Source organism: Rhodococcus sp. (in: high G+C Gram-positive bacteria), from assembly GCF_049286785.1.
Taxonomy (GTDB): domain Bacteria; phylum Actinomycetota; class Actinomycetes; order Mycobacteriales; family Mycobacteriaceae; genus Rhodococcus_F.
On sequence record NZ_JBAQEO010000577.1, the window covers coordinates 1 to 10,860 of the forward strand.

The window sequence follows — 10,860 nt, forward strand, 5'->3', positions numbered from 1 at the left end:
GTACCAGGATGTGACTCCGCTGCAGCAGCGGGTACTCGACGCCTGGCTCGGCGAGCGGGACGACGTCACGGTGGTCGGTGACGCCAATCAGACGATCTACTCCTTCACCGGCGCCACACCCCACTACCTGCTCGACTTCTCCCGGCGATTCCCCGAGGCCACCGTCGTCCGCCTCGAACGTGATTACCGGTCCACTCCCGAGGTGGTGTCGTTGGCGAACCGGGTGATCGGGGCTGCGCGCGGCCGGATCGCGGGCACCCGTCTGCAGCTTGTCGGTCAGCGCGAGCACGGCTCGGAGCCAACTTTCATGGAGTTCGACGACGAACCTGCCGAGGCAGCCGGCGTGGCGCGGGCCGTCAAGCGACTCATCGCCTCCGGAACGCCGGCCGCCGAGATCGCGGTGCTGTACCGGATCAACGCCCAATCCGAGGTGCACGAGCAGGCGCTGACCACCCTCGGCATTCCCTACCAGGTGCGCGGCGGGGAGGGTTTCTTCACCCGGACCGAGGTACGTCAGGCGGTGGCGGCGCTGCGCCAGGCGGCGGGACGGGACGACCTGCCGGATGCCGTGGGCCGAGACCTGGTCACACTGGTCCGCGCCGTTCTCACGCCCCTCGGCCTGACCGACGCGGAGCCCGCGGGCGCCCAGGCGCGCGAACGCTGGGCTTCGCTGTCGGCGCTCGTCGCTCTCACCGAGGAACAGTTGACCCAGGACCCGGAACTCACACTCGACGCTCTCCTGCGTGAGCTGAGCCTGCGCGCCGAGGCACGGCACCCACCGGTGGTACAGGGTGTCACGCTCGCCTCACTGCACGCGGCGAAGGGGCTCGAGTGGGATGCGGTGTTCCTCGTGGGACTCACCGACGGAACTCTGCCCATCCAGCACGTCCTCGGCGACTCCAATTCCGGGCCGGACGAAGCGGCGATCGAAGAGGAGCGGCGCCTCCTCTACGTCGGCGTCACCCGCGCGCGCGAGCATCTGCAACTGTCCTGGGCGTTGTCACGCAACGAGGGTGGACGTAAGTCCCGCCGCCGCTCGCGATTCCTGCTCGGGCTGATCCCGGAAGATTCTCCCGCCTCACGCATCGCAGCCCCGGCGAGCAGCAACAAGAAGCGTCCCCGCTGTCGGCTGTGCGGAAAGCAACTGATCGGCACCACCGCAACGATGCTCGGCCGGTGCGAGGGCTGCCCCTCGAACGTGGATGTCGAACTACTCGAATCGCTTCGAGCGTGGCGGCTCGAGAAGTCGCGGGAATTGAAGGTGCCCGCCTACGTCGTGTTCAGTGACAATACGCTGACCGCTCTCGCCGAACAGCGTCCGCAGGACGATCGAGGGCTCGTTGCCATCCCGGGCATCGGCGCCAAGAAGCTCGAACAGTACGGCGAGGACGTGCTCGGCGTGATCAAGGCGGGCGGCGCTCCGACGTAGACCGCGTCACCTTCCTGCATCGCCGCAGGTAGAAAATAGGTTGTGACGTTCGACGGAGTTGCCTATCGTGGTTCGAGTCGCGCGGGGAGCCCTGGTGCGATTCAATATCGGGACGAGAAGAAGAGGAGGTGGCCGCACATGAAGATCTACGCCGCACATCAGACGGCAGTCGCCGCCGCCTCCGCGCTGCGCGCAGTGAAGGCGCCCGAGGCGACATCGGCACTTGCCTGGCCGGCAGCCCGTCGTCGCCGTGCAGCAGCATCAGTCGGGTCCGTGCGTCGGAGTGGACGAGGAATTCCTCGGTAGAACCGCTCTCACCGTCTTTCCAAGGCCACGGACCCGCATCGCGGACCGTGGCCTTTGTAGTTCGAGCACAGTGTCAGCTCGAATCCTCGGCTCTGGCTCGCCATCACTTCCGAACCCGAAGACCATCAGTCGCACCCAGACCAGAGGAGAAAGACATGTCTACCATGACATGCCGAGGGGTATCCGAAAGCTGTTCCGCCACAAGTGGATCTGTCCGAATCGAATCAACTCGGAGCGAGCTGCCCTGCCGCGCCGACGATCCGGACCTGTGGTTCGCGGACTCACCCCATGAGCTCGAGCAGGCCAAGGCGCTGTGCGCGTCGTGCCCGATCAGGTCACGTTGCCTCGATGCCGCACTCGATCGCCGTGAGCCGTGGGGCGTATGGGGTGGTGAGATCTTCGACCAGGGAGCGGTCGTGGCTCGCAAGCGTCCTCGTGGACGCCCGCGCAAGGTGAAGACTTTGGTCTGCGCGTGACAAATGCTCATGGATGGGGCGTTCGCCCCGGCAACCTCGGGGGTTGCCGGGGACGAACTCCTCCGTCGTGTGTGGTGTCAGACGGAGTCTTCGTCGGCCGGGGCGTCTTCGGCGAATCCGGGCAGCCACCGCGTGAGGATCTCCATATACGGTGCATATGCATCGAGTTGCGCACAGATTCCTACCGAGCCCACCAGCACCCGGAAGATCATCAGGTACTCGGGCGGCAAACTCAACGCCCTGGCGGTACGGAACTGGGCACTGCTGAAGTCGGTTGCGGTTCCCGCGGCCTTCTGCAGCCAGGCACGGGTGAAGTGGAACGACTCGGTGCGAATCGGATCCGTGAGGGGACGCAGGTAGTCTGCGATTTCCCGGTCGGTGACCGTTCTGCCGGGGATGACGAAACCGTTGGCATGCAGCAGTTCGGTCAACTCGTCGAACTGCTCGTGCAAAGACAAGCGGACCATGGCGCCCAGCACCGGCGGTAACCCGTGGGGAAAAGGCGCCGAGGCACCGAAATCGATGACGCCCAGGCGTCCGTCGTCGTGCAGCATGAAGTTGCCCGGATGAGGGTCGCAGTGCAGCAGTCCCACTCGCGCGGGCGAAGCGAAATGGAACTCCGCCAACAGGGCGCCCGCGGCGTTGCGTTCCTCAGGTGTTCCGTCGGCGATGATTGCCGAGAGCGGCTTTGCCTCCATCCACTCGCTCACCACCACTTTGGGTGCGCTGGCGACGACGTGGGGGATTGCGAATTGCGGATCGCCTTCGAAAACTGTCGCGAACCGTCGCTGATGGTTCGCCTCGATGCGGTAGTCGAGTTCTTCCTCGGTGCGGGCGGTGAACTCGTCGATGATGGGCCGTACGTCGACGCCGGGCATTACCGAGGCAAAAAGCCCGGCGAAACGTCCCAGCGTCCTGAGGTCCGCGCGTAACGCCTCGTCCGCCCCCGGGTACTGCACCTTCACCGCGACGTCGCGGCCGTCGGCCCAGACCGCGCGATGGACCTGTCCGATGCTCGCCGAGGCGGTGGGTGTGTCGTCGAACGACTGGAATCGTTCCCGCCACTTGGTGCCGAGCTGCTGGTCCAGCATCCTGTGCACAGCGCGGGCCGGCAGGGGAGGAGCCTGCGCCTGCAGCTTGTTCAGGGATTCACGGTAGGGTTCCGCGAACTCCTCGGGAATCGCGGCTTCCATCACGCTGAGAGCCTGTCCCAGCTTCATCGCCCCGCCCTTGAGTTCGCCGAGAACGGCAAACAGCTGTTCGGCTGCTTTCGCGCTCAACTGGGCGTCGATTTCGTCCTTGTCCCCGCCGGTCAGCTTTCTTCCGAAGCCCATCGCAGCACGACCCGCGATCCCCACAGGGATGCTCGCGAGTTTGGCGGTGCGGGCAGAACTCCTGCGGGGTATGTCGGACACCACACCATCATGACGGAAGTCGATCAGATCCGCCCACAGGGGGTGTCACCTGTGCACAGCTGCACATCGGGTGCCGGGGCCAGCGGCGGGTTACCAGGCGATGTGCATCGAGGTCGATTTCGAGTGTGGCACCCAGACTGCTCGGCACCGATCGGTGAGGAACCGACAGGACGATCTCGAGCTGTCTCAGTGCGATCGCTGCAGTGGCCATGACCACGGCAGGAGTGGCGGACCCGACCGCGCCGAGCAATTGCGCGGCAAGGTGCGGCCAGTCCTCGTCGTAGCTGCACCGCACTAGGTCGGCACACCGTAGGCAGCTGGTGTGTCCTGGAAGCACGAGGGGCCCCACCAGGCCCCGGCCGTCACGGAGCCGGACCGGGAGATGCGGGATCCGGTTGCGAACCAGGTCCGCCACGAGCCGGGGTTCGGCAACCAGGTCGTCGGCGAGCACCACGCAGGTGGCGTTCCATCGTCGCGCCTCGCTGTCGGCGAAATAGCGGGACGAGCGTGAGACGCGAACGCCGCTGTCCGCCAGTCCGGCCGATACGGCGTCCGACAGCGGTCCGCGACCGTGCACGCGGATCGTGTGCGCCGGCACCGCAACCGGGTGTTCGCCACCGAGCAGTCCGGCGCGATCGAGGTCGCCGAGGAGTTTCGACACATCGGTCGGGGACATTCCGAGGCCGACCGCGGTCCAGAGGATGTGGGGACGCGAGTGCCGTCCGTCGAGCAGTCGGACAAGCTCGAGCAGATCTGCGGTGCGGACCCCGGGTGGTGGGGTGAGGACAAGTGCGCGATCGGGATCCCAGCCGAACTGGATTCGGCCGTCGGGACGGGTGAGTACGGGGATGCGAGGGTCGAGTGCCAGCCCGGAGCTGCGCGGACGTTCGATGGTCACCCGCCCAGGATCGCATCCTCACGTCCGCGCGAAGGCCTCGCGACGCGGGTTATCCACAGGTCGAAACGTCCTCCGACCTGCGGATTTCAACCCCGGAACAGATAGCGTCGTGCAGAAGTTCAGGACTCAGTTCAGGACTCGGACTTCTCGTCGGAATCACCGTCGCGTCGCTCTGCCTCCTCGGCGCGCTCCCTGGCCACCGTCTCTTCGAGCTGAGCCATCGGATTGTCGAAGTCTCCGTTCGTGCCGCCACCGAGTACACGCTGGACGAACGTGTCGGGCTTGTCGAGATCGGACGAGTCGGGAAGTAGGTCGGGGTGTGCCCACACACCGTCCCGTGCCTCCAGTGTGGTTTCCGAGGTGAGCCGGCTCCACAGCTGAGCCGCCTCGCGGACCTTCCGCGGGCGGAGTTCGAGCCCTACGAGTGTGGCGAAGGTCTGCTCGGCAGGCCCGCCGGTGGCACGCCTGCGCCGAAGTGTCTCGCTGAGAGCCGCGACCCCGGGAAGCCGGTCGTGCAGCGCGGCTCCCACGACAACTTCGACCCATCCCTCGATGAGCGCGAGCATGGTCTCCAGGCGTTCGAGGGCCTGCTTCTGCTCGGGAGTGGTCTGCGGTTCGAATGCGCCTTGCTGAAGGATGTTCTCGAGCTGCGACGGGTCTGTCAGGGCGGACGGATCGAGTCCCTTCGCCAGATCTTCGATGGCGGAGAAATCCATGGTGATGCCCCGGGCGTAATCCTCGACGGTCGCGAGGATCTGCTGCCGCAGCCACGGGACGTGGCTGTAAAGGCGCTGGTGTGCGGCCTCGCGGGCGGCAAGATAGACGAGGATCTCCTGGTTGGGCTGTTCGAGGCCCTTGCTGAATTTCTCGACCGCCGCGGGCAGCAGCGCACCGACTCCCTCGGGTCCGAGTGGCAGTCCGATGTCGGTCGACGTCAGTACTTCCTTCGCCAACTGTCCCAGCGCCTGGCCGAGCTGGGAGCCGAACGCCAGTCCGCCCATCTGGCTCATCATCCCCAGCATGGGTCCGGCCATCTGCTGCGCTTCTTCGGGAAGACCCTGCACCCACATCCCGGAGACTTTCTCGGCCACGGGGTCGCACAGGCGCTTCCACGTGTCGAGCGTGTTGACGAGCCAGTCGTCGGGGGTCCAGGCCACGGTGCGCGACGCGCCCGCCGGCAATGTGGTGGCCGCGTCGAGCCACAACTCGGCGAGCCGGGAGGCGTCCGCGATCGCGTCGGAACTGCCCTTCGTAATCGGCGCGACGGTGCCGATCTGCTGACGGGCGAGTTTCTTCGCGACCTCGTAGTTGACGGGACCGGTCTGCTCACCGGAGCCCATCGAGGACCCCATCCCGCTCAGCATCTGGCCGAACTGTGTGAGCATCTGGCCGAGCGCGGCGGGATCGAAGCCACCGGGCGGGAAACCACCGGGCCCGGAGCCGCCGGGTCCGCCCGCATTCTTGTCGTGGTCGGGATCGTCGTCGGAACTGGAGAAGCCGAACGGCAGATTGCTCATGACTCAACGGTACAAGGCCCGGGGTTCGCGAGTGGCCGAGAGCCGTCACGCTGAGCGCGAACACGGACCGGCCGCAAGCGGCAACAACCTTCGGGCACTCTACGCTGGTCCAGGTGAATCGACGGATCGTGACGCTTCTGGCTGCGCTGGCCCCGATCGTGGTGCTCGGACTTCTCGGCACGGCGATCAGGGTGCCGTATGTGGCGCTCGGACCGGGCCCCACCTTCAACACACTCGGCGAAGTGGACGGCGAGGAGGTCGTCGACATCGAGGGAACGGATGTGGACGAGACGTCCGGCAACCTCAACATGACCACGGTGGCGGTCCGCGACAATCTCAATGTATTCGAGGCCTTCGGGTTATGGGCCAGCGGACGCCAGGGGGTGGTGCCGCGTGAGGAGGTCTACCCGCCGGACAAGTCGAAGGACGAGGTGAAGCAGGAGAACGACGCCGACTTCCAGCAGTCCGAGGACAGCGCCGAACTGGCGGCGCTGCACTATCTCGGTCAACCCGTGACGCTCCGGGTGGCCACCGTCGGTGAGGAGGGACCCGCCAAGGACGCCCTGCGCGCCGGAGACGTCCTGATCAGCGTTGCCGGCACGCCCGTCGCCACCGTCGAGGACGTCCAGGAGGTCGTGGCGGAGAGCGCGCCGAACACGGAGACGGCGGTTGTAGTCCTGCGCGACGGCGTGGAGACAACGGTTCCTGTGGTGGTCGGTGCCCGGCCCGACGACGAATCGAAGGGCTACCTCGGCATCTCACCGGAGGAAGTCCCGAACGTGCCGTTCACGATCGAGTTCAATCTTGCCGATGTCGGCGGCCCGTCCGCCGGGCTCATGTTCACCCTGGCCGTGATCGACAAACTCAGTCCCGGCCCGCTCAACGGCGGAAAGTTCGTGGCGGGCACCGGCACGGTCGATTCCGACGGCGACGTGGGGCCGATCGGCGGCATCAAGTACAAGCTGATCGCAGCGCGAGAGGCGGGCGCCGAGACGTTCCTGGTGCCCGCCAGGAACTGTGACGAGGCCAGGCAGGATTCGCCGGACGGGCTCCGACTGGTGAAGGTCGAGAACCTCGAGGGAGCAGTGGATGCCCTCGAAGCTCTCGACAAGGGCGCCGACGTACCGACCTGCTGACTCGTCAGTCCTCGTCGGCCTCCTCCAGGGTGGCGTACAGGGCGCTCACGAGATTCGGCGCCAGATCCTCGTAGGTGAGGAGTTCGATCGCGCCGTAGGGATCCGCGTCCTCGTCGGGCCGCAACTGAAGGAGACACAGGGACGGTCCGTCGCGGAGGACGGCGGCGACCAACCGGGCCGATGTCCGGTTCGGATGCGATTCGGCTGCGGCTCGGGCCGCATCGTCGGCTGCATCGCGGTCGGACAGAAGTGGAACGAGGGCATCGTCGAGGTCGGATTCGGCTTCCGGGGGAAGGACCACGATCTCCTGGACCAGTGCGCATCCCACCACCGAATCGGGCCAGCTGGTGGTCGCCAGGAACTCGTCGAGCGCACGGGTGCCGCCCTCGATGTCGTCCGGGAACGGATCCTGTTCCACCGGTGTCAGTTCCGCGCCGTCTGCGAGCTGGTCGAGCAGGCTGGGTTCTGCGGCGGCCAGAAGTTCGGTCGGAACGAATGCGAACATCTGTGGTGGCTGATCCCAGCCGCCCGCATCGACGAATTCGACGACTTCACGCACGCAGCGGGCGAGCGCGTCGGCCGAGCGGTTCACATTCTCTTCACTCACGGACTCATCTTCGCACTGTCGGAACCGGACCCACGGTCGGATCCCCACGGCGTTACGTAGAGTGGGACGAAACGGTCACATCCGAGGGCAGGGTGTGGACGCCTGTACGGTGCAGTTGATCGCGGCGCGTCAGCGCCGCCGAGTTCTTGGAGTGTGGCACGTGGGCATGCGGCCCCCCGCAGGTTTACCGTCGTTGTCCAAACGCAGTCGAGTGCTGCTGGTGCTGGCGCTTGTCGTGGCAGCCCTGTTGCTGGTGGGTCCGCGGCTGATCAGCACCTACACGGACTGGTTGTGGTTCGGTGAGGTCGGATTCCGTGAAGTCTTCACCACGGTCCTCGTCACCCGGCTGCTGCTCTTCGTGATCGTCGGGTTGGTGGTCGGCGGAATTGTCTGGCTGGCACTACTCCTCGCGTACCGGTCGCGGCCGGTGTTCGTGCCGGTCTCGGGTCCCAATGATCCGGTGGCGCGTTATCGCACCACGGTGATGACCCGTCTGCGCCTGTTCGGTGTGGCCATTCCTGTTGGGGTCGGATTGCTCTCAGGTCTGATAGCGCAGTCCAGTTGGGTGACGGTGCAGCTGTTCCTCCACGGTGGGTCGTTCGGGGTCGAGGATCCGGAGTTCGGCCTGGACGTCGGCTTCTACTCCTTCGACCTGCCGTTCTATCGGTTCGCCCTCAACTGGCTGTTCGTCGCGGTCCTGCTGGCGTTTTTCGCGAGTTTGGTGACGCACTACATCTTCGGCGGTCTCAAGCTCGCCGGTCGTGGTGGTGCGCTGACCAACGCGGCCAGAATTCAGCTGGCGGTTCTCGCGGGCACGTTCATTCTCTTCAAGGCGGTGGCGTACTGGTTCGATCGTTACTCACTGCTGTCGAGCGGACGCAAGGAACCCACGTTCACGGGACCCGGGTACACCGACATCAACGCCGTCCTTCCGGCCAAGCTGATTCTGCTGGCCATCGCCGTCATTTGTGCGGGCGCCTTCTTCGCGGCGATTGTGCTTCGCGACCTGCGCGTCCCGGCGATGGCAACGGTGCTTCTCGTCCTGTCGTCCATTCTCGTGGGTGCGGTCTGGCCCCTGGTGGTCGAGCAGTTCTCGGTCAAGCCGAATGCCGCCCAGAAGGAAAGCCCGTACATCGAGCGCAATATTCAGGCGACGCGCCAGGCGTATGGCATCACCGGCGACCAGATCGAATACGTCGACTACACGGGTGTGGCCACCAAGCAGCCACAGGAAGTTCCTGCGGACGTGACGACCATCGCCAACGCACGGCTGCTCGATCCGAACATTCTCTCGCCGACGTTCACCGCGCAGCAGCAGTTGAAGAACTTCTACGGCTTCCCGAAGACCCTCAACGTGGACCGTTACGAAACGGACGGTCAGCTTCGTGACTACGTGGTGGCGGCCCGCGAACTCGCACCGGCCAACCTGACCGGCAACCAGACGGACTGGATCAACCGGCACACCGTCTACACGCACGGCAACGGTTTCGTGGCGGCGCAGGCCAACCAGGTGACCGCGGTGCAGGGAGACAGCGAGAACAACACGGGCGGCTACCCGCTCTACACGGTCAGCGACCTGAAGACGCAGGCCGCCGACCCGGCCCTTCAGGTGGAGAATCCGCGAATCTACTACGGCGAGCTCATTGCCGAGTCGGATCCGGACTACTCCATCGTCGGTGGTACCGAGGGTGAGGCGCCCCGGGAGTACGACACCGACGACGCCAAATACACCTACACCGGCGCGGGTGGCGTGCCGATCGGAAACTGGTTCAACAGGCTCGCCTTCGCCGCCAAGTACACCGAGCGCAACATTCTGTTCTCCGGTGCCATCAGCGACCGGTCGAAGATCATCTACAACCGTGACCCGCGCGACCGCGTGAAGCAGGTTGCACCGTGGTTGACCACCGACGGCACCGTGTATCCGGCAGTCGTCGACGGGAAGGTCCGGTGGATCGTCGATGCGTACACCACTCTCGAGGACTACCCGTACGCCCAGCGCAGCTCCCTCGACGGCCTCGTGGAGGACAGCATCGACCAGAACACCGGACGTCTGCTGCCGCGTAAGGAGGTCTCGTACATTCGCAACTCGGTGAAGGCGACCGTCGACGCGTACGACGGCACCGTCACCCTGTACCAGGTGGACGAGAACGATCCGGTGCTGAAGGCATGGATGGGCGTCTTCCCCGATTCCGTCCAGCCGAAGAGTGAGATCAGTCCTGATCTTCAGGCACACTTCCGGTACCCGGAGGACCTGTTCAAGGTTCAGCGGGAGATGCTCGCCAAATACCACGTGGACGATCCCAACGAGTTCTTCACCAACAATGCGTTCTGGTCCGTACCGAGCGATCCCACGATCGACACGAGTGCCAATCAGCCGCCGTATTACGTGCTGATCGGTGACCCCGAGACGTCCAAACCCGAGTTCAGACTGACCAGTCCGATGGTCGGGTACAACCGTGAGTTGCTGTCGGCGTACATTTCGGTGACTGCCGACCCGGACGGCTACGGCAAGTTCACGGTGCTTCAGTTGCCGACGGACACTCAAACCCAGGGTCCGCAGCAGGCTCAGACAGCCATGACCTCCAACTCGCGGGTGGCAAGTGAGCTGTCTTTGCTCAAGCAGTCCAACAAGATTCAGTACGGCAATCTACTGACACTGCCGATCGCCGACGGCGGCATTCTCTACGTGGAGCCGCTGTACACGCAGCGAAACTCGCCCAACGCGTTCCCCCAGCTCGCGAGGGTGCTGGTCAGTTTCAGCGATACCAACGGCATCCGCATCGGTTACGCGCCGACCCTCTCCGAAGCACTCAACCAGGTGTTCGGCGCGGGGACCGGATCGGTGGCTACGGCTCCCAGCCCGGACCAGCAAACTACGACCGATACGCCCTCGGGTGAGGTCCGAGCCGGCGCGGACGGCACCGCGCCACCCAGGACGCCGGCACCTGCCGCTCCGCCGTCGGGAGATCTGGCAGCGGCCGTGACGGAACTCGACGCGTCGCTGCAGGCCTTGAATTCGGCCCAGCGGAGCGGCGACTTCGCAGCGTACGGAGCGGCGCTCGCCCGGCTTCAGAAG

The 10,860-nt window shown here is 65.5% G+C and carries 8 protein-coding genes; 4 read left to right on the forward strand and 4 right to left on the reverse strand.

Features of this window, described 5'->3' with window-relative positions; all coding sequences use genetic code 11:
- Nucleotides 1-1,429 (forward strand): ATP-dependent DNA helicase UvrD2 (locus WAW17_RS21010; RefSeq protein WP_422334846.1); only part of this gene is annotated, 1,429 nt, incomplete at its 5' end.
- Nucleotides 1,430-1,890: 461 nt separating this feature from the next.
- Nucleotides 1,891-2,211 carry a WhiB family transcriptional regulator gene (locus tag WAW17_RS21015; protein ID WP_422334847.1) on the forward strand — a complete coding sequence of 107 codons (321 nt, stop codon included), beginning with the start codon at nt 1,891-1,893 and terminating at the stop codon, nt 2,209-2,211.
- 77 nt (nt 2,212-2,288) lie between these two features.
- Here WAW17_RS21015 and WAW17_RS21020 read toward each other — a convergent pair whose 3' ends face one another.
- The 3 genes from WAW17_RS21020 to WAW17_RS21030 form a co-directional block, all read right to left on the reverse strand.
- Entirely contained in the window at nt 2,289-3,626 is a 1,338-nt protein-coding gene (locus WAW17_RS21020) for an ABC1 kinase family protein (RefSeq protein ID WP_422334848.1), read from the reverse strand.
- A 7-nt stretch (nt 3,627-3,633) separates the two neighbouring features.
- Nucleotides 3,634-4,524 (reverse strand): hypothetical protein, encoded by an 891-nt coding sequence (locus WAW17_RS21025; protein ID WP_422334849.1) that lies wholly within the window; start codon nt 4,522-4,524, stop codon nt 3,634-3,636.
- A gap of 131 nt (nt 4,525-4,655) precedes the next feature.
- Nucleotides 4,656-6,041 carry a zinc-dependent metalloprotease gene (locus WAW17_RS21030; RefSeq protein WP_422334850.1) on the reverse strand — a complete coding sequence of 462 codons (1,386 nt, stop codon included), beginning with the start codon at nt 6,039-6,041 and terminating at the stop codon, nt 4,656-4,658.
- A gap of 113 nt (nt 6,042-6,154) precedes the next feature.
- Between WAW17_RS21030 and WAW17_RS21035 the strand changes: the two genes are divergently transcribed.
- A complete protein-coding gene (locus tag WAW17_RS21035; RefSeq protein WP_422334851.1) occupies nt 6,155-7,177 on the forward strand; it encodes a PDZ domain-containing protein in 1,023 nt (340 codons plus the stop codon).
- Between the two features lie 4 nt (nt 7,178-7,181).
- Here the strand turns inward: WAW17_RS21035 and WAW17_RS21040 are convergent, their stop codons facing one another.
- Nucleotides 7,182-7,784 carry a PPA1309 family protein gene (locus WAW17_RS21040; RefSeq protein ID WP_422334852.1) on the reverse strand — a complete coding sequence of 201 codons (603 nt, stop codon included), beginning with the start codon at nt 7,782-7,784 and terminating at the stop codon, nt 7,182-7,184.
- Between the two features lie 160 nt (nt 7,785-7,944).
- Here WAW17_RS21040 and WAW17_RS21045 point away from each other — a divergent pair.
- Nucleotides 7,945-10,860 (forward strand): UPF0182 family protein (locus WAW17_RS21045; RefSeq protein WP_422334853.1); only part of this gene is annotated, 2,916 nt, incomplete at its 3' end.

What these genes read in the sequence shown, in the direction of transcription:
- WAW17_RS21015 (WP_422334847.1), top strand. Translation starts at nt 1,891, where the DNA reads ATGTCTACCATGACATGCCGAGGGGTATCCGAAAGCTGTTCCGCCACA.
- WAW17_RS21030 (WP_422334850.1), bottom strand. Translation starts at nt 6,041, where the DNA reads ATGAGCAATCTGCCGTTCGGCTTCTCCAGTTCCGACGACGATCCCGAC.